This is a genomic window from Paracoccus yeei ATCC BAA-599 (assembly GCF_000622145.1).
Taxonomy (GTDB): Bacteria; Pseudomonadota; Alphaproteobacteria; order Rhodobacterales; family Rhodobacteraceae; genus Paracoccus; species Paracoccus yeei.
The window spans coordinates 210,285-228,691 of sequence record NZ_KK211403.1 but is presented as its reverse complement, the minus strand read 5'-3'; the positions used below and the strand labels follow the sequence as shown (position 1 = coordinate 228,691).

Genomic DNA, 18,407 nt, shown 5'->3' with positions numbered 1-18,407 from the left:
GGAAAACGGTGAAAGCCCGAAGGCTCAGCGCCCCGCCGAAGCCAGGGCGCGCGGGCACGGGCCGCCCGTCGCCCAGTCCAGCAGTTCGGCCGTATGGACCACCGGCACCCCGGTGCCCGAGCCGATCTGCATCATGCAGCCGATGTTGCCCGCCGCGATCACCTGCGGCCCTGTCGCCTCGAGCGTGGCGACCTTGCGGCGCTTGAGTTCGCCCGACAGGTCCGGCTGAAGCAGGTTGTAGGTTCCGGCCGAGCCGCAGCAGAGATGCGGGTTTTCCGGTTCGACGACCTGGAAGCCGGCCGCCGCGAGCAGCGTCTTGGGGGCGGAGCGGATCTGTTGCCCATGCTGCAGCGAACAGGCGGAGTGATAGGCGACGCGCATGCCCTGGCCGCGCCGGGTCAGGTGCGGCAGGCCGGGGGCCGCGGCGTCGGCGGGCGCGGCGGCGGGATCGCGGTCGGGGAAATGCGGCTCCTCGTCGCCCAGGGGGCCGGGGTCGCGGGCCTGCGGCAGGCCATGCGCCTCGAGGAACTCGGTCACGTCGCGGGCCAGGCGCGCCACGCGTTCGGCCTGGGCCTGCATCGGGTCGCCCGCGAAGATCTTGCCGTAATCCTTGATCGTGGTGCCGCAGCCCGAGGTGTTGATGACAATGGCGTCGAGCGGCGCTTGGGCATCGGCGTCCAGAAAGCCGCGGATCGTGGCGCGGGCGGCGTGGAGCGCGTCCTCTTCGCGGCCCATGTGGTGGGTCAGCGCGCCGCAGCAGCCGAAGTTCCGGGGGATCACCACCTCGCAGCCTGCGCGGCGCAGCAGGCGGATGGTCGCGTCGTTGATGTCCGTGTTCAGCGCCCGTTGCGCGCAGCCCGGCATCAGCGCGATCCGGGCCCGGCGCGGGCCGGTCGGGGCAAGGACCTGCCCGCGGTCATTGGGGCTGGCGGGCGGGATGCGCGCGGGCGCCATGTCCAGCATCGCCCGAAGCCGGGCGTCGGGCATCAGCCGCGCGAAGGGCCGCGCGATCCGCGCCCCCCACAGCGCCAGCCGGAAGCGGCCCTGATGGGGCAGCACGCGCGCCAGCATCCAGCGCAGCGCGCGGTCGCGCCAGGGGCGGCGATAGGTCCGTTCGACATGGATGCGGGCATGGTCGATCAGGTGCATGTAATCGACGCCCGAGGGGCAGGTCGTCATGCACGACAGGCAGGACAGGCAGCGGTCCAGGTGCTTGACGGTCTTTTCATCCGCCGCCCGGCCGTTTTCCAGCATGTCCTTGATCAGGTAGATCCGCCCGCGCGGGCTGTCGAGTTCATCGCCCAGGACCTGATAGGTCGGACAGGTCGCGGTGCAGAAACCGCAATGGAGGCAGGCGCGCAGGATCTTGTTCGACCGTGCGACCAGCGGATCCCTTAGCTGCTCATCTGTAAAATGGGTTTGCATGGTCCGTCGCTGGCAAGGATCCCGCGCGGATCGAACCGCTCGCGGAGGCTGGCGTTGAGCCGCGCGACGACCGGGTTCGCCGCGGGCAGGGTCAGGGGGGCGGAGCCGGTCACGCGGGTGGCATGACCGGACCAGGCGGGCAGGACCGGGGCCTGGCCCGCCGGAAGCGCGGCCCAGATCAGCGCGCCGCCCCAGTCCACCGCCAGAGGTTGCGGCAGGGCGGCCAGCAGGGCCGGCGCCTCGGACGGGCGGCACAGGATGCGCCACAGGTCGCCTTGGGCCGCGCGCGGCACCATGCGGGACCACAGGTCCGGATCGCCCTCGGCTACTGCGCCGAAGGGGGCCAGGCGCCGTTCCAGCGCCTGGCGGCGGATCGCGACGGACCCGGCCAGCCCCTCCAGCCGGATCAGCGCGCCCTGCCCCGGCAGCCAGGCCGCGCCCGAGATGTCATAGGGCCCGGTCAGGGCGGCGGTCAGCGCCGGCACGGCCCCGGCCGCGTCGAGGTCGGGGAGCGCCAGCGTCAGGGCGCAGGGCGGCATGGGCGCGGTCTTGAAGGCGATCTCGGTCAGCACGCCCAGTTGCCCGCGCGACCCGGCCATCAGCTTGACCAGGTCATAGCCGGTCACGTTCTTCATCACCCGGCCGCCGTTGCGGACGATCTCGGCCGTGCCGTCGACGAAGCGCAGGCCCAGCATGGCGTCGCGGCAGGCCCCGGCCTGCACCCGGCGCGGCCCCGAGGCATTGGCCGCAGCCACCCCGCCGATGGTCGAGCCGTCGCGCGCATCGGGTTCGAAGGCCAGCATCTGGCGTTCCTCGGCCAGCACCGCCTGCACCTCGGCCAGGGGCGTTCCGGCCCGGACCACCAGGGTCAGGGCGGCGGGTTCGTAAAGCACCACGCCCGACAGCGCCGAGAGGTCGAGCCGCGTGCCCGCCCCTTCGCCCGGGCGCAGGCGGGTGCCGCCGCCCAGGGGCGAGAGCGGCGCGCGGGCGGCGCGGATCAGGTCGGCCAGCTCGGCCTCGGTTTCAGGCCGCATTGCGGATCGCCTCGCGCCGGGGGGCCGAGACGGCCAGCGGGAACACCTTGGCCGCGTTCAGCAGCCAGTGCGGGTCGAACACGTCCTTGACGCGCATCTGCGCCTCCATGTCCCCGGCGTTGAACTGGGTCGTCATCAGCTCGCGCTTTTCGACGCCGACGCCGTGTTCGCCGGTCAGGCAGCCGCCGACCTCGACGCAGAGCTTCAGGATCTCGGCCCCCAGCGCCTCGCAGCGTTCGAGGTCGCCCGGCGTGTTAGCGTTGTAGAGGATCAGCGGGTGCATGTTGCCGTCGCCGGCGTGAAAGACGTTCGCCACGTCCAGGCCGTATTCGCCCGAGAGCCGGGCAATGCCGCCCAGCACCTGCGGCAGGGTGGAAACCGGGATCGTCCCGTCCAGGCACATGTAGTCGTTGATCTGGCCCATCGCGCCGAAGGCCGACTTGCGGCCCAGCCAGATGCGGCGCGATTCGTCCTCGGACCGGCTTTCGCGGAACTCGACGGGATCGAAGCCTTCGGCGATGTCGCGGATCAGGCGCAGCTGTTCGTCGATTTCCGGGGGCGTGCCCTCGACCTCGACGATCAGCAGCGCCTCGCAATCGGGGTATCCGGCGTGGGCGAATGCCTCGGTCGCGCGGATGCAGGGGCGGTCCATGAACTCGATGGCGACGGGCAGGATGCCGGCGCGGATGATGGCGGCGACGCAGGCCCCGGCGGTTTCGGAGGCGTCGAAGCCCACCAGCACCGGCCGCGCGCCGGCGGGCTTGGGCAGGATGCGCAGCACGGCCTCGGTCACGATGCCGAGCTGGCCTTCCGAGCCGCAGACGACGCCGAGGAGGTCGAGGCCCGGCGCCTCGCCCATCGGGCCGCCCAGCTCGACCACCTCGCCCTGCATGGTGACCAGCGTGACGCCCAGCAGGTTGTTGGTGGTGACGCCGTATTTCAGGCAATGCGCCCCGCCCGAGTTCATGCCGATGTTGCCGCCGATGGCGCAGGCGAGCTGGCTGGAGGGGTCGGGCGCATAGAAGAATCCCGCCCCGTCGACCGCGCCCGAGACGGAGAGATTCGTGCGCCCCGCCTGCACCCGGATGAAGCGGTCTTCCAGGTCGGTTTCCAGCACGGCATTCATGCGCGCGAGCCCGACCACGACCGCATCCGCCGTCGGCATCGAGCCGCCGGCGAGGCTTGTCCCCGCCCCGCGCGGCACCACCGGCACGCGTTCCTCGTGGCAGATGCGTAGAACGGCCGCGACCTCGGCCGTGGTCGCGGGCAGGACCACCGCCAGCGGCGGGCAGCGATAGGCCGAGAGCGCGTCGCATTCATAGGCCCGGGTTTCGGCGGGGTCGTCGATCACCGCGCCCGGAACGGCCTGGCGCAGGCGCGCGGTGATGGCGTCGCGGCGGGCCAGGACATGCGGATCGGGCGCGGGCATCTGCATCAGGGATCGACCTTGGCCAGCAGCCGGGCAATATCGTCCTTGAGCGCGGCGCGCTGCTTGCGCAGGGCGGTCTCGGCCTCGGCGGACATCGGGGTCTGGCGGCTTTCGGCGCCGGCCACCTGGTCGTTGACGGCATCATATTCGTCCAGCAGCCACGCGAAATGCGCGTCCCCCAGCTTCAGCGCGTGGATGCGCGCGGCGTCGTTCGGGAATTCCTCGTGGATTGCATGCGGTGCTGCCATGGTGCGTTCCTTGCTTGGACCGAGGGGGCCACCCCTTGGATAGACCCGCCGCGACCCTCTGGCAACCGTCGAAGGCGCGGGCTAGAACCGGGGCATGGACAATCCGGCCATCATTCCGCAGGGCTTTTCGACGCTGGACATCGCGGCGGTCGCCTGGCTTTTCGTGGCCTGGCTGGGCTCGGGCTGGCTGGTCGAGCATCCGCCCAGGGGCCGGCCCTCGGTCTCGGTCCTGATGAAGGAATACCGCCGCGAATGGATGCGGCAGTTCGTCACCCGCTCGCCCCGGATCTTTGACGCCAACATCCTGACCACGCTGCGCGAGGGGACGGCGTTCTTCGCCTCGGCCTGCCTGATCGCCATCGGCGGCGGGCTGGCGCTGATCGGCAAGACCGACCAGCTGGCCGGCGTCGCGCGGCAGTTCGACCTGGATCACGTTCCCGTGCTGATGTGGGAAATCAAGATCGTGGTGGTGCTGTTCTTTGTCGCCAATGCGCTGCTGCGCTTCATCTGGTCGCACCGGCTGTTCGGCTATTGCGCGATCCTGATGGGGGCGGTCCCGAACGACGTGACGGACCCGCATGCCCTGCCCCGCGCCGCCCAGGCGGCCGAGGTCAACATCACCGCCGCGAAAAGCTTCAATTCAGGGCTGCGCTGCGTCTATTTCGCGCTGGGGGCCATCGGCTGGCTGGCCGGGCCGCTGTGGCTGGCGGCCTCGACCACGGCGGTGCTTGCGGTGACGCTGCGGCGCGAGTTCACCTCAGGCTCGCGTCGCGCAATTCTCCAGCGCCTGCCCTGAGGCGCGCGACTGCCACCAGGCGGCGCCCAGGGCCAGGATGCCCGCCGCCGACAGGGCCACGCCGACATAGCCCAGCGAGCGCCAGCCCCATCCGGCGGTCAGCGCCATCCCGGCCAGCAGCGGACCCAGCGCGTTGGCGGCGTTGAAGGCAGCGTGGTTCATGGCGGCGGCCATGCTTTGCGCGTCGCCCGCGACATCCATCAGCCGGGTCTGCAAGGGCACCACCATGCCCGAGCCCAGCCCCAGCAGGAAGGCCGAGCCGATCATCAGCGCCCAGTCCCCGATGGCGGCCGCGGCCAGCGCCTGGGTCAGCGCCATGAACAGCATCAGGACCAGCGCCGCGCCGAAGGTGCCCAGCCGGATCGTCAGCCGCGCGGCCATGATGCTGCCCAGCGTGCCGCCGACGCCGAAGGCCGACAGCATGACCGCGACTGCCCAGACCGGCGGCTGGGTGGTCGCGAGCATGGCGGCGGAGAGGTAGGAATAGACCGCGAAGAGCCCGCCGAAGCCGATGGCGCCGACCAGCAGCGTCAGGATGACGGCCGGGTTCCGCAGCGCCCGCAGCTCGGCCAGGGGGCGGGCGTGGGGGTCGGCGCCGACGCGGGGCGCGAGCCGCAGGATCAGCACGGCCGAGATCAGCGCCAGCACCCCCGGCAAGGCAAAGCCCCAGCGCCAGCCCAGGCCCTGGCCCAAGGCGCCCGCCAGGGGCACGCCGGCGATATTGGCGATGGTCAGGCCCAGCAGGACCTGCGTGACCCCCCGCGCCCGCTGTTCGCGCGGCAGGGCGTCGGCGGCGAACAGCATCGCCACGCCCAGAAAGCCGCCATGCGGCAGGCCGGCCAGGAAGCGCATGCCGACCAGCGTGCCATAGCCCGGCAGCAGCGCCGCCAGCAGGTTGATCAGCCCGTAGGCGGCGATCAGCGCCGCCAGATAGCGCCGGCGCGGCAGCCGGGCGCCGAGGATCGAGGTGATCGGCGCGCCGACCACGACCCCCAGCGCATAGGCGCTGACGACATGGCCCGCCTGCGGGTCGGTGATGCCGAGGTCCGCCGCATACCAGGGCAGCAGGCCCATGGCGGCGAATTCCGAGGTGCCGATGGCGAAGGCGCCCAAGCCAAGGGCAAGGATGGCCAGTCTGAGATTCGGCTGGGGCGGCATGCGTCACCTTCCGGGCAGGGGGAATCTGGGGGGATGGAATCAGGTTATCGCTATCAGATGCGACCATCGGTCGCCTAGGCGGGCTTTCCGAAGTTCAGCCATGCGTCGGATGCAAGCCTGGTCCGTCAACCCTCGGGCGGGTCGTAGAAGTCGCGGTCATAGATCGCGCGCATCTCGGGTCCCGGCAGGCTGCGCTGAAAGGCTGGCCGGGCGGCGCAACGGTCGCGATAGGCGGCAAGCGCGGGGCGCTGCGCCAGATCGACGAAGCGCCCGGCGATCCAGACCGAATAGCCGACCTGGCAATCCACGCCCGAAAACTCGCTGAGCAGCCATTCCGACTCGGCCACGGTGCGTTCGACCAGGCCCAGGGCGCGCGACAGGCGCGCCGTCTCCAGCCGGATCAGCACGGGCGAGCGCTGCGAGGGCTCGCGCAGGAAGACGTGCTGCTGGGTCAGGTTCGCCACGTGCTGGCACAGGGTTTCGCCGAAATGCAGCCAGTCGAGCCAGCCCAGGCGCCCCGCCTCGCCCGGCACGCGCCACAGGTGGGGGGCGCGGGTTTCGCACAGCCATTCGGTCATGGCGCCCGATTCGTGGATGGTGGTGTCGCCGTCGCGCAGCGCGGGCGCGCGGCCGACCGGATGGATCGCATCATAGGGCGGGCGCCGGGTCGAGCCGTCGGTCAGGTCAATAAGTTCGAGCCGGTAGGGGCAGCCGATCTCCTCGAGCAGCCACAGGATGCGCATCGAGCGCGACAGCGGCGCGTGCCACAGCGTCAGGTCGGGGGCGTCGGTCATGGGATCCTCGGGCAGCGATGGGGGCGGCGGTCGGCATCGGGGGCTTCGCGCCCCCGAACCCCCGCGGGATATTTCGGCAAGAAAGAAGCACTGGGGGCGGGAGCCCATCCTTTCACGGCGCGGCCCCGGCGTAAAGCTGCGCCAGATTGACGCAGCACGCGGGTCGGCGCGGGATTATTGACGCAGATCAAGGTCGAAGGGCGGCAAAAGCGGTCTGGGTCGTGGCACAAGAATGATACGAGGGAAGTCATGAAACACCATCTTCTGACCGTCGCCGCGCTGGCGCTGCTGGCCTCGCCCGCGCTGGCCCAATCGCAGGGCGAATGGACGCTGGGCCTGGGGCTGGCCAATGTGAACCCCAAGTCCGACAACGGTACGCTGGCCGGCGGCACCGTTCCGACCGAGATCGGCGACAGCACCCGGCCCAGCGTCACGTTCGAGTATTTCATCCGTGACAACCTGGGCATCGAGGTGCTGGGCGCCCTCCCCTTCAAGCATTCGATCCGCTCGGAGGGGAGCGAGATCGGCACGGTCAAGCATCTGCCGCCCGTCGTCTCGCTGCAGTACCACTTTGACGCGACCGAGCAGTTCAAACCCTTTGTCGGCGTCGGCGTGAACTTCACCGGGTTCTACGACGCGGACGCCCGGGGGGATTTGGAGGGGGCGGATCTGCGGGTCAAGAACAGCTGGGGGCTTGCCGCGCATCTGGGCGCCGACTGGTGGATCAACGATCGCGCCGCGGTGCGCGCCGATGTGCGCTGGATCGACATCGACGCCGACGTGCTGCTGAACGGCACCAACATCGGCAAGGTCGAGGTGGATCCCGTCGTCGTCGGGATCAGTTATGTGATGAAGTTCTAGGTCTGTCCGGGTTTCCACCACGACCCGGACGGGGCGTCCCGCAAGGGGCGCCCCTTTTGCCGTGGCGCGTCCCGCCGGCGCGTTGACAGGGCCGCGGCGGCGGGCCATGCAGGCGCGCAAGCCCGGGGGACGGACATGGAAGAGGCCCGACTGCTGATCGCGCGGCACGCGCCGCTGGCCAGGCCGGGGCTGGCCGGGCGCCGCGACGTGCCGGCCGATTGCAGCGACCGCGCCGCGCTGGGCTGGCTGGCTGGCCAGTTGCGGGGGATGCCGATGCTGTCCAGTCCCGCGCTGCGCTGCCGCCAGACCTGCGAGGCGATGGGGCTGGAGGCGCGCGCCGTGCCCGCCCTGTGGGAGCAGGACCTGGGCGCCTGGGAGACGGAGGGCCTGCCCGACCTGGGGCCCCTTTCGCCCGCCGATCTGGCGCGCCACCGCCCGCCCGGGGGCGAAAGCTTTCTGGACATGGCCGCCCGGGTGCAGCCCGTGCTGGCCGAGATCCTGGGCACCGTCGGGATCGTCGCCCATGCGGGCACGGTCCGGGCGGCGCTGGCGCTGGCCGTGGGACCCGCCGCGCTGTCATTTGCCGTCGCGCCGCTGTCGCTGACCATCCTGAGCCGCTCGGCCGGGGGATGGGCGGTCGAGGCGGTCAACCGCGTCGCGCCATGATCTCGTCCGCGACGCTGACGGTGGCGCTGGTCGCGCTGGCGGTGGATGCGCTGATCGGCTGGCCCGAGGCGCTGTTTCGCCGCATCGGCCATCCCGTGACCTGGCTGGGCCGGCTGATCGCGGCGCTGGACCGGCGCTGGAACCGGGGCGGGCACCGCGTCCTGCGCGGCGCGCTGGCGGTCGCGGTGGTGCTGGCCGCGGCCGTGGCGCCGGCGCTGCTGCTGACGGCGGCCCTGATCGAGCGGCCGCTGGGTCCGGTGGTCCTGGGCGTGCTGGCCTGGCCGCTGGTCGCGACGCGCTCGCTTTACGATCATGTCGCGGCGGTGGCGCGTCCGCTGGCCGCAGGCGACGTGGCCGGGGCCCGCGCGGCCGCGGGGATGATCGTCGGCCGCGACCTGCCCGAGCGCCCCGCCCCCATCGCCCGCGCCGCGCTGGAAAGCCTGGCCGAGAACAGTTCGGACGGCGTGGTGGCGCCGCTTGTCTGGGCGGCGGTCGCGGGCCTGCCGGGGATCGCCGCCTACAAGGCGATCAACACGCTGGATTCCATGATCGGCCATCGCAGCCCGCGCCACCTGCTGTTCGGGCGGGTCGCGGCGCGGCTGGACGATCTGGTGAACCTGCCGGCCTCGCGGCTGACGGCGTTGCTGTTGCTTCTGGCCTCGGCCCCGGCGGGCGGTCGGGCGGCGCGGATCGTCTGGCGCGACGCGGGCCGGCACCGTTCGCCCAATGCCGGCTGGCCCGAGGCGGCCATGGCGGGCGCGCTGAACGTCCGCCTGTCGGGTCCGCGCAGCTATCACGGCGTCGAGACGGCCGAGCCCTGGCTGAACGGCGCCGCCCGCGACCCGGGCCCGCGCGACCTGCTGGCGGGGCTGCGGCTTTACCGGCGGGCGATCGTCCTGCTGGGCCTGGCCCTGGCCGCGGCCCTGCTGGCCTAGACGAAGAAATCGGCAGGCGCGCGGCCCAGAAGCGCGGCGGCCAGGTCGGTGCCCATGGCCGCGCCTTCGGCCAGGGCGCCGACGCGCTCGCCCGCGATCACCTGGCTGCCGTCGGGGCGCAGGATTTCGCCGCGCAGGCGCAGCCGGTCGCCCTGGATCTCGGCCAGGCCGGCGATGGGGGTCTGGCAGGACCCGTCCAGCCGGGTCAGGAAGGCGCGCTCGGCGGTGACGCGCAGGCCGGCATCGCGGTCGGCGATGGCGGCCAGCATCTCGGCCACGCCCAGATCGGCGGCGCGGCGTTCGACCCCGATGCAGCCCTGCGCCACGGCGGGCAGCATCTCGTCGGGGGAAATCGGACCGCGCGCGACATGGATCATGCCCAGCCGCGACAGGCCCGCCATCGCCAGGAAGGTCGCCTGGGCCACGCCGTCCTGCAGCTTTTTCAGCCGGGTCTGGACGTTGCCGCGAAATTCCACCAGCCGCAGATCGGGCCGGCGCGCGGCCAGTTGCGCGCGCCGGCGCAGGCTGGAAGAACCGACGACAGCGCCCTGGGGCAGATGGGAAATGCTGTCGTGACCCGGCGACACGAAGGCGTCCCGCACATCCTCGCGCGGCAGGTAGCAGTCGATCAACAGCCCTTCGGGTTGCAGGGTCGGCATGTCCTTCATGGAATGAACGGCGATGTCGATGGCGCCCTGGGCCAGCGCCTCCTCGATTTCACGCGTGAACAGGCCCTTGCCGCCGATTTCCTTCAGCGGGCGGTCCAGCACGCGGTCGCCGGTCGTCTTGATGACCACGACCTGGAACGCCTCGGCCGGCAGCCCATGCGCCGCCATCAGCCGGTCGCGCGTCTCATGCGCCTGGGCCAGCGCCAGGGCCGAGCCGCGGGTGCCGATGCGAAGGGGGTTCGTGGGGGTGGGCAACTGGGTCATGACCATCGCTTAACGCCCGGCCGCGCCCTTGACAACGGTCCCCCGCCCGCCATGAAGGGGCCAGAGGTGACCATGACCCAGAAAACCATCCTGCGCGCGCTGAAGGGCGAGCGGCTGCCCGTGCCTCCGATCTGGATGATGCGGCAAGCGGGGCGCTATCTGCCCGAATATCGCGCGACCCGCGCCCAGGCCGGCGACTTCCTGTCGCTGTGCTATACCCCGGACCTGGCGGCCGAGGTGACGCTGCAGCCGATCCGCCGCTATGGCTTCGACGCGGCGATCCTGTTTGCCGACATCCTGCTGGTGCCGCAGGCGCTGGGGCTGGACCTGTGGTTCGCCACCGGAGAGGGGCCGCGCCTGTCCACCGTGACCCGTGCGGCCGAGGTCGCAGCGCTGAAGCCGGCCGGGGCGGTCCACGACACCCTGGCCCCGGTCTATGAAACCCTGCGCATCCTGGCGCGCGACCTGCCGCGCGAAACGACGCTGATCGGCTTTGCCGGCGCGCCCTGGACCGTCGCGACCTATATGATCGCCGGTCGCGGCACGCCCGACCAGGGCCCGGCCCATGCCTTCAAGGCCGAGGACCGCGCCGCATTCTGCGACCTGATCGGACGGATCACCGAGGCGACCATCGAATATCTCTCGGCCCAGGTGGATGCGGGGGCCGAGGTCATCAAGCTGTTCGACAGCTGGGCCGGCTCGCTCAAGGGCGCGGATTTCGACGATTTCGCCGTGGCCCCGGCCCGGACGATCATCGCCGCGCTCAAGTCCCGCCATCCGGGCATCCCCGTCATCGCCTTCCCCCGCGAGGCGGGCGCGCGATACGCGGGCTTTGCGCGCGCGACCGGGGCCGATTGCGTGGCGCTGGACAATTCCGTCAGCGCCGACTGGGCGGCGGCCGAGGTGCAGCGCGACGGCTGCGTGCAGGGCAACCTGGACCCCGCCCTGCTGGTCCAGGGCGGCCCGCGGCTTGAGGAAGAGACCCGGCGCATCGTCCGCGCCTTTTCGGGGGGACCGCATATCTTCAACCTGGGCCATGGCATCACGCCCGACGCGGACCCCGACAATGTCGCCCGCATGATCGCGGCCGTGCGCGGCTAGAGCCATGTGGATCCTGGCCACGCTGATCGCCGCGGCCGCCCAGACCGCGCGGAACGCGGCGCAGCGCGGGCTGACGGCCGAGATCGGCACCATGGGCGCCACCGCCGTGCGCTTTCTGTTCGGCCTGCCCTTCGCGGCGGGGTTCCTGCTGATCTGGTCGCAGGCCGCTGCCCTGCCGATGCCGGATGCCCGTGTGCTGGGCTGGGCCGCCTTGGGCAGCCTGGCGCAGATCGCGGCGACCGCGCTGATGCTGGTGACGATGCGGAGCCGCGCCTTTGGCGTGACCACCGCGCTTCTCAAGTCCGAGCCGGTGACGCTGGCGGTGATCGGCGCGCTGCTTCTGGCCGAGCCGCTGGGCCCGGCCCGGCTGACCGCCATCGCCACGGCCACGGCGGGCGTGATCCTGATGTCGGGGGCAAGCTGGCGCGACGGCGGCTGGCGGCCCGCGGCGCTGGGCATCGCGGCGGGGGCGCTGTTCGGCCTGTCGGCCATCGGCTTTCGCGGGGCGATCCTGGCCCTGCCGCAGGGCGGCTTCGTCACCCGCGCGGCCACGGTGCTGCTGGTCGGCCTGACGATCCAGAGCGTGGCGATGCTGGCCTGGCTTGGCCTTGCCGACCGGGCGGCGCTGCGCGGCATTGTCCGGCACTGGCGCGCCTCGCTGTGGGCGGGGGCGCTCGGGGCCTTCGCCTCGCTTTTCTGGTTCATGGGATTTGCGCTGACGGCGGCGGCCAACGTCCGCACGCTGGCACTGGTCGAGGTGGTGATGGCGCAGCTGGTCTCGGGCCGGGTCTTCCGCGAGGGCGCGGCGCCGCGCCAGATCCTGGGCATGGGCCTGATCGTGGCGGGTGTGGCGCTGCTGATCGCCGTCAGTGGGTGACGACGTCAGTGGGTGATGACGGGCAGCATCGACAGGACCAGCAGCCCGGCCATCGTCAGATTGAACACCCGCAGCCGCACGGGGCTTTGCAGAAAGCCTTGCAGCCCCTGCCCCATCGCGGCCCAGACCGCGACCGAGGGCAGGTTCACCAGGACAAAGACCAGCGCGACGCCCGCCACCCCGCCGGCGCCCGCAGAATAGGCCGACAGCGCCCCCAGCGCCATCATCCAGGCCTTCGGATTGACCCATTGAAAGGCGCAGGCCGCCAGGAATCCCATGGGCCGCCTGGCCGGGCCGCCCGCCTCGGGTGCGCCCGAGCGCGCGATCCTGGCGGCGAGCCAGATCACATAGGCCAGCGACACCCATTTCAACGCTTGCGCGAGCAGCGGGCTCTGGGCGATGATCCGATCGAGCCCCAGCCCCAGGACCACGACCATCGCCCCGAACCCAAGCGCGACGCCGAACATGTGCGGCAGGGTGCGCCGCAGCCCGAAGTTCGCGCCCGACGCCATCAGCATCAGGTTGTTCGGCCCGGGCGTGATCGAGGTCACGAAGGCAAAGGCCGCCAAGGCCCAAAGAACGTGTTGCGTCATGTCAGTCCCTTGATGTCACATGCGCGTGCAATGATATGCGAACTCGCAAGCAATTTCCGATCCATCTTGGCCCCGAGGCAGGAAATGTCGCAACCAGGTCCCGAGAAAGACCCGATCTCTGCGCGGATATTGCAGATCCTGTCGCGTGAGGGACGCATTCCGAATCAGCAGCTTGCGGCCCAGATCGGCCTGTCCCCCTCGGCCTGCCTGCGCCGGGTGCAGGATCTGGAACGCCGCGGTGCGATCGTGGGCTACCGGGCCGTCATCCATCCGGCGACGCGGGATGCGGGCTTTACCGCCTATGTCACGGTCGGCCTGTCGCGCCACTCGAACGAGGCGCAGACCGATTTCGAGCGCGCCTGCCTGGCCGCCCCTCAGGTCCGGGAATGCCACAACATCACCGGCTCGGTCGAATATCTGCTGCGGGTCGAGGTGCGCGACCTGGAATCCTATCGCCGCTTCCACACCGAAGTCCTGGGCGCCTTTCCGCAGATCGCCACCATCACGACGCATGTGGTGATGAGCTCGCCCAAGGATGAGCGCGCCTGACCCCGGACGCCCCGTCCCGCCGCGCGCCTGGCATGGGTATTTGGAAAACGGTGAAAGCCAGGGCCGGTTTTCACCGTTTTTCAAATACCCGAATCCGGCCGAGCCAACGGAACGGACTTTCGGTGCTGCGCGTGGCGGGCTAACAAGGCGCCATGACCCTGCCCGCCCTTTCCCCCGACCAGGCCGAAGCCTGGGACGCCATTGCCGAGGCCCTGGCCCAGACCGGAATCGACCTGGCCTCGGAGGAGGTCGCGCCTGCCAAGGACGGCAAAGGCCGGGTCATGGCGGTGATCGGCAAGGCCGGCTCGGGCAAGACGCTGCTGCTGGCCGAGCTGACGAAGGCGCTGAAGGCCGCGGGGGTCGATCTCGTCTCGGGCGATTACGAGGGCAAGAAGCGCAAGGACCGGCGGACGGTCGCGATCCTTGCGCCGACGAACAAGGCGGCCTTCGTGCTGCGGATGCGGGGGGTGGCCGCAACCACGATCCACCGCATCCTTTATACCCCGGTCTACGACCCCGACTATGAGCGCATCGCCGACTGGCTGACCGGGGCCGGCGACCGGCCCGCGGTCGAGGGGGTGATCGAGGGGCTGACCGATGCCGCGCTGGACCGCGCAAAGGCCTTCTACGATCAGCACGCCTCGATCCCCGGCGCGCTGGCGGCGGCGGGCTTGCGCGGTTCGGATTTCATCCGGGGCTGGAAGCGGCGCGAGGACGGGCTGGACATCGGCCTGATCGACGAGGCCTCGATGCTGGACGAAAAGCAGTTTGACGACCTGCGCGAGATCTTTCCGACGCTGATCCTGTTCGGCGATCCCGCCCAGCTTGCCCCCGTGGGCCAGTCCGGCGAGATGGTCTTTGACCGGCTGGCCGCGCCGCAAAAGCTGGTCCTGAACCGCATCCATCGCCAGACGACCGACAGCCCGATCCTGGACCTGGCCCATGCGCTGGCCGACCCGGCGCTGGATTTCCCGGCCTTCGAGCGCATGGTGGCCGAGGCCGCGCGCCGCGACGAGCGCGTCGTCTGGGCCGAGCGCGTCGAGTCCGACCTGATGGCGCAAAGCCCGGTGCTGGTCTGGCGCAACATCACCCGGATCAAGCTGATCCAGGCCTTCCGCACCGTCTATGGCGCGCCCGGCGACGCGCTGCTGCCGGGCGAGCCGCTGATCTGCGACGGGATCGAACTGCCGCTGAAGCACCGCAAGAAGCGCATCGACCTTGAAGCGCGGGGCCTGATCAAGGGGGCGCAGGTGATCTATCTGGGTCCCGGCCGCAAGCCCGGCTTTTCCCGGCTGCATGTCGTGGGCGCCGAGGACCCGCGCCTGTCCGCCGCCAGCATCGTCAAGATCGAGATGCCGGACGCCGACGAGCCCTTCATCCCCTTTGCCGCGCGCATGGGCGCGACCTTCCTGCATGGGGCCGCCGTCACCATCCACAAGGCGCAGGGCAGCCAATGGCCCGACGTGCAGGTCTTTGGCCCCGACATCAGCGCCGCCGCCTGGTCGAACCGGACCGAGGCGGGGGTGCCGCTGTGGAAGCGCCTGACCTATGTGGCGATCACGCGGGCGCAGGAGCGGCTGTTCTGGGTCGTCCGCGCGCGGCTGGCGCGTCCCGCCGCGCCCCTGGGGATCGACTACCTGGACATTCCCGCGGCCCCGCTGGAACTGACCCCCGAGGCCGAGGACGGCTAGCGCTTGCCGCCGCGCGGGCTGCGCCGGCTCGACCCGGGGCGCAGCTGTTCCAGCCGCAGGATCAGCGCCTCGGCCAGCGCCTCGCGCGGGACTCCGGTTTCGTGGGACAGCCGCATCAGCCCGAACTGCACCCGGGCGATTTCCTGGTAATAGCGGGTGAAGCTGTAGTTGATCGTCGCCCCTGCCAGAGCGCCGAAGATCGGCACCGCCTGCGCCGCGAGCTTCTGCGCCAGCGAGGCGGAAAGCTTGGGCGCGACCTTGGCCACCAGCGTCTGCACCGTCTGGCCGGTGATCGTCATGCGCGCCGCGATCAGGCCAAGGTCCGCCCCCTCGTCCTCGGCCAGGGGACCGGCCGAGGCGAAGATGTGCAGCGCCTCCTGCCGGGCCTCGTCGCTGTCGGGATCGAAGCCGTGTTCGGCCGCGATATCCATGATCGCGCGCAGCAACAGCGTGATCGTCACCGGCAGTTCGACCGTCGCCCCGGCAAAGCCCGCAAGCCCGCCGGCCGCGCCCGAGGCGGTCGAGAGCGCCCGGTTGAACCAGTCCCCCCGGTCGCTGAGCAGCCCGCGCGAGCGCGAGGCCGCCGAGAAGGCGCGGTTCAGCGCGGCAAGCGTGATGCGATCCATGCGCGAGCGGACGGGCTTAGGCAGCCGCTCGATCAGGCCCTCGGCCTTGCCCCCCACGGCGTTCAGCAACTCCATCGCGACGCCGCCCGCGTTTAGATAGCGCCGGGCCAGCCGGTCGATTTCGGTGTGAACCGTAGGGTCGGTGATCGGCGGCAGGATCGCCGTGCGGGCGGGGACTGGGCTTTGGTCGGTCATCGTGCTGGACACGGGGCCTTTCCTGATGCGGGCCGATCGGGCCCTGGTGATCAAACCCAGATAGGAAGCGGGGGGTTCCTTGTCACGGGGTCGGCGGCCATGATGGCATGACTCTGCCTTGAAAGGATTGATGATGTACAGGACCCTTCTTGCCCCGCTTGCAGCCCTGGCGCTGGCCGGGACGGCACTGGCGCAGGACGCACCGCCCGAATTGCCCCGCCTGTCCGCCGCGCTGAAGGACCCAGGCCTGGCCGCGGCCTTCGATGCGATCACGGCGCGCCAGTCCCTGCCCGACTGGCTGGACGGGTCGCTGGTCGAAAGCGCGACTCGCACGGCGGCCTTCGACGGCAAGGAGTGGCTGGTGATGTCCGCCTGCAAGGCGCATGACTGCGCGGCCCACCGCATCGCCGTCCTTTACGATCCCAAGGACGGGGCCATGCACGGGGTGCTGTCCGAAACCGACGACACGGTCGAGCGGCTGACCTGGCTGGGTATCGGCGGCGGCGCGGAATCGATCGACGGACGCACGATCCTTTACGCCGCCCTGACCGGCAGCCTGGACAACCACCCGCAGGCGTTCAACTACGACTAGCGCCGCCAAGCGCGGTCCAGGCGCGGCCCGCATCCTCGTGATCGGCGGTGTCGCGCTGAACCAGCCCCGCGACCCCCTGCCAGGCGTCGGGCGCAAGCGCCAGCCCCAGCACGCGGTCGGGGTTGGTGGGCGGGGGCATCTGGACATGGTCCAGCTTGCGAAATCCGAAGCGGCGGTAATAAGGCTCGTCGCCCACCAGCATCACCCGCACCCAGCCCTGCGATTCGGCGCGCCACAATCCCTCGCGGATCAAAAGCCCGCCCAACCCCTCGCCCTGGGCGGTCGGGTGGACGGCGACCGGACCCAGCAGCAGGACCGGATGGTCGCCGACCCGAACCGGCCAGAACCGGATTGCGCCCACCATGACATCGGCCCGGTCGCGCAGCACCAGGCACAGGCCGGGAATCGGCGGCACCCCGTCACGCAGCCGGTATGAGCTGAGCGCCGTGCGCCCCGGTGCGAAACACAGGTCCAGAAGGGCCTCGACCTCGGCATGATCGGCAGGGCGTTCCAGGCGAAGTGCGTACATCCGGCCATCCCAGGTTCAGCGCTTTGACCCGCGTCGGACGCGGGCGCCGATCCCCTAGCACGCATGCCGGGCAGGGAAAACATCGCAACCACCCGGGCGGCGGATTTTCGTCCCGAGGTCGGCGGGCCCCCGGCCCCGCGTCCCGGCGCTTGACCTTCGGCGCGGGGGCAGGCAGACCTTTCGGGCCATGCGACCGGAGGCTGACGCCATGTTCTATCGACCCGAGGCCGGCCACGGCCTGCCCCACAACCCGTTGAACGCCATCGTCGCGCCGCGGCCCATCGGCTGGATTTCGACGCGCGGGACCCTGGGCGACAACCTGGCGCCCTATTCCTTCTTCAACCTGACCGCCTATGTGCCGCCGCAGGTCATGTTCGCCTCGACCAGCGCCAAGCCGGACCGGCCGGGGACCAAGGACAGCGTGGCCCAGATCGCCGAAAGCCGGGTCTTCTGCGTCAATATCGCCGATGCCGCCCTGCGCGAGCAGGTGAACGCAAGCTCTGCCCCCCTGCCCGCCGGCGTCAGCGAATTCCAGCACGCCGGGATCGAGGCCGCCGAGTGCGAGACCATCGACTGCCCCCGCGTGGCGGGCGCCGCCGCCTCTCTGGAATGCCGCATGACCCGGGTGATCCGCCTGGCCGGCGAGGCGAACGTGATGGTCCTGGGCGTCGTGACCGGCATCCACCTGCGCCCCGACTGCGTGGAAAGCGGCGTGTTCCGCCCGCCTTCGGGCTGGCTGTCGCGCCTGGGCCACAAGGATTACGCCGCCACCACCCAGACCTTCCAGATGGAACGCCCCGCATGAGCGGCGAAAAGCGTGTCCGCGACACCCGCACCGTGCGCGACTATATCCGCACCATCGTGAACTTCCCGCACGAAGGCATCCTGTTTCGCGACGTGACGACGCTGTTTGCCGATGCGCGCGGCTTTCGCATGGCGGTGGACCAACTGCTGAACCCCTATGCGGGCGAGCGGATCGACAAGGTCGTGGGGCTCGAGGCGCGGGGCTTCATCCTGGGCGGGGCGGTGGCGCATCAGCTGTCGGTGGGCTTCGTGCCGATCCGCAAGAAAGGCAAGCTGCCGGGCGCGGTCCTGTCCGAAGCCTATGTGCTGGAATACGGCGAAGCCGTGGTCGAGATCCACCAGGACGCGCTGAAGCCCGGCGACCGGGTGCTGGTGGTCGACGACCTGCTGGCAACGGGCGGAACGGCGGCGGCGGGCATCCGGCTGTGCGAACGCCTGGGTGCGCAGGTGATCGGCTGCGCCTTTGTCATCGAACTGCCGGACCTCGGCGGGCGCGCCCTGCTCGAGGAACTGGGCCACGAGGTGCACGCCCTGACCACCTTCGAGGGGGCCTGAGGTTCTTGCAGCCCGCC

The 18,407-nt window shown here is 70.9% G+C and carries 21 protein-coding genes; 11 read left to right on the top strand and 10 right to left on the bottom strand.

What is annotated here, in order from left to right; genetic code table 11:
* Nucleotides 1–24 precede the first annotated feature (24 nt).
* Genes BU28_RS0120645 through BU28_RS0120630 form a run of 4 tightly spaced genes read right to left on the bottom strand, consistent with a single transcriptional unit; the run spans nt 25 to nt 4,136 of the window.
* The gene (locus BU28_RS0120645) at nt 25–1,425 is read right to left on the bottom strand and encodes a heterodisulfide reductase-related iron-sulfur binding cluster (RefSeq protein WP_028721115.1); all 1,401 of its coding nucleotides are present in this window, start codon (nt 1,423–1,425) and stop codon (nt 25–27) included.
* Nucleotides 1,395–2,459 carry an FAD-binding protein gene (locus tag BU28_RS0120640; RefSeq protein WP_028721114.1) on the bottom strand — a complete coding sequence of 355 codons (1,065 nt, stop codon included), beginning with the start codon at nt 2,457–2,459 and terminating at the stop codon, nt 1,395–1,397. The genes BU28_RS0120645 and BU28_RS0120640 overlap by 31 nt, the downstream gene beginning before the upstream one ends.
* Entirely contained in the window at nt 2,449–3,894 is a 1,446-nt protein-coding gene (locus BU28_RS0120635; RefSeq protein WP_028721113.1) for an FAD-linked oxidase C-terminal domain-containing protein, read from the bottom strand. Before BU28_RS0120635 ends, BU28_RS0120640 begins: the two co-directional genes overlap by 11 nt.
* Nucleotides 3,894–4,136: an HP1242/YdcH family protein gene (locus BU28_RS0120630; RefSeq protein ID WP_028721112.1), complete on the bottom strand. Its 243-nt coding sequence runs from the start codon at nt 4,134–4,136 to the stop codon at nt 3,894–3,896. The genes BU28_RS0120635 and BU28_RS0120630 overlap by 1 nt, the downstream gene beginning before the upstream one ends.
* 94 nt (nt 4,137–4,230) lie before the next feature.
* Between BU28_RS0120630 and BU28_RS0120625 the strand changes: the two genes are divergently transcribed.
* Nucleotides 4,231–4,932 (top strand): DUF599 domain-containing protein, encoded by a 702-nt coding sequence (locus BU28_RS0120625; protein WP_028721111.1) that lies wholly within the window; start codon nt 4,231–4,233, stop codon nt 4,930–4,932.
* Here the strand turns inward: BU28_RS0120625 and BU28_RS0120620 are convergent.
* On the bottom strand, nt 4,894–6,090 hold the full coding sequence (locus tag BU28_RS0120620) for an MFS transporter (RefSeq protein ID WP_028721110.1): 1,197 nt from the start codon (nt 6,088–6,090) through the stop codon (nt 4,894–4,896). The two genes, BU28_RS0120625 and BU28_RS0120620, sit on opposite strands and share 39 nt — an antisense overlap.
* Before the next feature lie 125 nt (nt 6,091–6,215).
* Nucleotides 6,216–6,884 (bottom strand): glutathione S-transferase family protein, encoded by a 669-nt coding sequence (locus BU28_RS0120615; RefSeq protein WP_036763869.1) that lies wholly within the window; start codon nt 6,882–6,884, stop codon nt 6,216–6,218.
* A gap of 249 nt (nt 6,885–7,133) precedes the next feature.
* Here BU28_RS0120615 and BU28_RS0120610 point away from each other — a divergent pair, with 249 nt between their 5' ends.
* From BU28_RS0120610 to cbiB, 3 genes are all read left to right on the top strand, one after another.
* Complete coding sequence (locus BU28_RS0120610) at nt 7,134–7,745, top strand: OmpW/AlkL family protein (protein ID WP_028721108.1); 612 nt, start codon at nt 7,134–7,136, stop codon at nt 7,743–7,745.
* Nucleotides 7,746–7,880: 135 nt separating this feature from the next.
* On the top strand, nt 7,881–8,411 hold the full coding sequence (locus BU28_RS0120605) for a histidine phosphatase family protein (protein ID WP_028721107.1): 531 nt from the start codon (nt 7,881–7,883) through the stop codon (nt 8,409–8,411).
* Nucleotides 8,408–9,346, top strand: a complete 939-nt coding sequence (gene cbiB / locus BU28_RS0120600) for an adenosylcobinamide-phosphate synthase CbiB (protein ID WP_028721106.1) — start codon at nt 8,408–8,410, stop codon at nt 9,344–9,346. The genes BU28_RS0120605 and cbiB overlap by 4 nt, the downstream gene beginning before the upstream one ends.
* Here the strand turns inward: cbiB and hemC are convergent.
* Nucleotides 9,343–10,278 (bottom strand): hydroxymethylbilane synthase, encoded by a 936-nt coding sequence (gene hemC / locus BU28_RS0120595; RefSeq protein WP_028721105.1) that lies wholly within the window; start codon nt 10,276–10,278, stop codon nt 9,343–9,345. The genes cbiB and hemC overlap by 4 nt on opposite strands.
* Before the next feature lie 72 nt (nt 10,279–10,350).
* On the opposite strand from hemC, the gene hemE reads away from it, so the two are divergent.
* Nucleotides 10,351–11,379: a uroporphyrinogen decarboxylase gene (hemE, locus tag BU28_RS0120590; RefSeq protein ID WP_028721104.1), complete on the top strand. Its 1,029-nt coding sequence runs from the start codon at nt 10,351–10,353 to the stop codon at nt 11,377–11,379.
* A gap of 4 nt (nt 11,380–11,383) precedes the next feature.
* Entirely contained in the window at nt 11,384–12,256 is an 873-nt protein-coding gene (locus BU28_RS0120585; protein ID WP_028721103.1) for a DMT family transporter, read from the top strand.
* A 5-nt stretch (nt 12,257–12,261) separates the two neighbouring features.
* On the opposite strand, the gene BU28_RS0120580 is transcribed toward BU28_RS0120585, so the two are convergent.
* Nucleotides 12,262–12,849, bottom strand: a complete 588-nt coding sequence (locus BU28_RS0120580; protein ID WP_028721102.1) for a LysE family translocator — start codon at nt 12,847–12,849, stop codon at nt 12,262–12,264.
* Nucleotides 12,850–12,933: 84 nt separating this feature from the next.
* Between BU28_RS0120580 and BU28_RS0120575 the strand changes: the two genes are divergently transcribed.
* Together BU28_RS0120575 and BU28_RS0120570 are read left to right on the top strand one after the other, a co-directional pair.
* On the top strand, nt 12,934–13,398 hold the full coding sequence (locus BU28_RS0120575; protein WP_051578354.1) for an Lrp/AsnC family transcriptional regulator: 465 nt from the start codon (nt 12,934–12,936) through the stop codon (nt 13,396–13,398).
* A gap of 152 nt (nt 13,399–13,550) precedes the next feature.
* Complete coding sequence (locus tag BU28_RS0120570; RefSeq protein ID WP_028721100.1) at nt 13,551–15,089, top strand: ATP-dependent DNA helicase; 1,539 nt, start codon at nt 13,551–13,553, stop codon at nt 15,087–15,089.
* On the opposite strand, the gene BU28_RS0120565 is transcribed toward BU28_RS0120570, so the two are convergent.
* A complete protein-coding gene (locus tag BU28_RS0120565) occupies nt 15,086–15,910 on the bottom strand; it encodes an EcsC family protein (RefSeq protein ID WP_028721099.1) in 825 nt (274 codons plus the stop codon). The genes BU28_RS0120570 and BU28_RS0120565 overlap by 4 nt on opposite strands.
* A gap of 133 nt (nt 15,911–16,043) precedes the next feature.
* Between BU28_RS0120565 and BU28_RS0120560 the strand changes: the two genes are divergently transcribed.
* On the top strand, nt 16,044–16,502 hold the full coding sequence (locus BU28_RS0120560) for an Ivy family c-type lysozyme inhibitor (protein ID WP_028721098.1): 459 nt from the start codon (nt 16,044–16,046) through the stop codon (nt 16,500–16,502).
* Here BU28_RS0120560 and BU28_RS24005 read toward each other — a convergent pair.
* Nucleotides 16,489–17,031 carry a GNAT family N-acetyltransferase gene (locus tag BU28_RS24005; protein WP_036763862.1) on the bottom strand — a complete coding sequence of 181 codons (543 nt, stop codon included), beginning with the start codon at nt 17,029–17,031 and terminating at the stop codon, nt 16,489–16,491. The genes BU28_RS0120560 and BU28_RS24005 overlap by 14 nt on opposite strands.
* A gap of 208 nt (nt 17,032–17,239) precedes the next feature.
* On the opposite strand from BU28_RS24005, the gene BU28_RS0120550 reads away from it, so the two are divergent.
* Nucleotides 17,240–17,836: a flavin reductase family protein gene (locus tag BU28_RS0120550; RefSeq protein ID WP_028721097.1), complete on the top strand. Its 597-nt coding sequence runs from the start codon at nt 17,240–17,242 to the stop codon at nt 17,834–17,836.
* Nucleotides 17,833–18,390: an adenine phosphoribosyltransferase gene (locus BU28_RS0120545; protein WP_028721096.1), complete on the top strand. Its 558-nt coding sequence runs from the start codon at nt 17,833–17,835 to the stop codon at nt 18,388–18,390. Before BU28_RS0120550 ends, BU28_RS0120545 begins: the two co-directional genes overlap by 4 nt.
* Nucleotides 18,391–18,407 lie beyond the last annotated feature (17 nt).

Coding starts and splice junctions, on each gene's coding strand:
- BU28_RS0120645 (WP_028721115.1), bottom strand. CDS start 1,425: ATGCAAACCCATTTTACAGATGAGCAGCTAAGGGATCCGCTGGTCGCA.
- BU28_RS0120640 (WP_028721114.1), bottom strand. CDS start 2,459: ATGCGGCCTGAAACCGAGGCCGAGCTGGCCGACCTGATCCGCGCCGCC.
- BU28_RS0120635 (WP_028721113.1), bottom strand. CDS start 3,894: ATGCAGATGCCCGCGCCCGATCCGCATGTCCTGGCCCGCCGCGACGCC.
- BU28_RS0120630 (WP_028721112.1), bottom strand. CDS start 4,136: ATGGCAGCACCGCATGCAATCCACGAGGAATTCCCGAACGACGCCGCG.
- BU28_RS0120625 (WP_028721111.1), top strand. CDS start 4,231: ATGGACAATCCGGCCATCATTCCGCAGGGCTTTTCGACGCTGGACATC.
- BU28_RS0120620 (WP_028721110.1), bottom strand. CDS start 6,090: ATGCCGCCCCAGCCGAATCTCAGACTGGCCATCCTTGCCCTTGGCTTG.
- BU28_RS0120615 (WP_036763869.1), bottom strand. CDS start 6,884: ATGACCGACGCCCCCGACCTGACGCTGTGGCACGCGCCGCTGTCGCGC.
- BU28_RS0120610 (WP_028721108.1), top strand. CDS start 7,134: ATGAAACACCATCTTCTGACCGTCGCCGCGCTGGCGCTGCTGGCCTCG.
- BU28_RS0120605 (WP_028721107.1), top strand. CDS start 7,881: ATGGAAGAGGCCCGACTGCTGATCGCGCGGCACGCGCCGCTGGCCAGG.
- cbiB (WP_028721106.1), top strand. CDS start 8,408: ATGATCTCGTCCGCGACGCTGACGGTGGCGCTGGTCGCGCTGGCGGTG.
- hemC (WP_028721105.1), bottom strand. CDS start 10,278: ATGACCCAGTTGCCCACCCCCACGAACCCCCTTCGCATCGGCACCCGC.
- hemE (WP_028721104.1), top strand. CDS start 10,351: ATGACCCAGAAAACCATCCTGCGCGCGCTGAAGGGCGAGCGGCTGCCC.
- BU28_RS0120585 (WP_028721103.1), top strand. CDS start 11,384: ATGTGGATCCTGGCCACGCTGATCGCCGCGGCCGCCCAGACCGCGCGG.
- BU28_RS0120580 (WP_028721102.1), bottom strand. CDS start 12,849: ATGACGCAACACGTTCTTTGGGCCTTGGCGGCCTTTGCCTTCGTGACC.
- BU28_RS0120575 (WP_051578354.1), top strand. CDS start 12,934: ATGTCGCAACCAGGTCCCGAGAAAGACCCGATCTCTGCGCGGATATTG.
- BU28_RS0120570 (WP_028721100.1), top strand. CDS start 13,551: ATGACCCTGCCCGCCCTTTCCCCCGACCAGGCCGAAGCCTGGGACGCC.
- BU28_RS0120565 (WP_028721099.1), bottom strand. CDS start 15,910: ATGACCGACCAAAGCCCAGTCCCCGCCCGCACGGCGATCCTGCCGCCG.
- BU28_RS0120560 (WP_028721098.1), top strand. CDS start 16,044: ATGTACAGGACCCTTCTTGCCCCGCTTGCAGCCCTGGCGCTGGCCGGG.
- BU28_RS24005 (WP_036763862.1), bottom strand. CDS start 17,031: ATGTACGCACTTCGCCTGGAACGCCCTGCCGATCATGCCGAGGTCGAG.
- BU28_RS0120550 (WP_028721097.1), top strand. CDS start 17,240: ATGTTCTATCGACCCGAGGCCGGCCACGGCCTGCCCCACAACCCGTTG.
- BU28_RS0120545 (WP_028721096.1), top strand. CDS start 17,833: ATGAGCGGCGAAAAGCGTGTCCGCGACACCCGCACCGTGCGCGACTAT.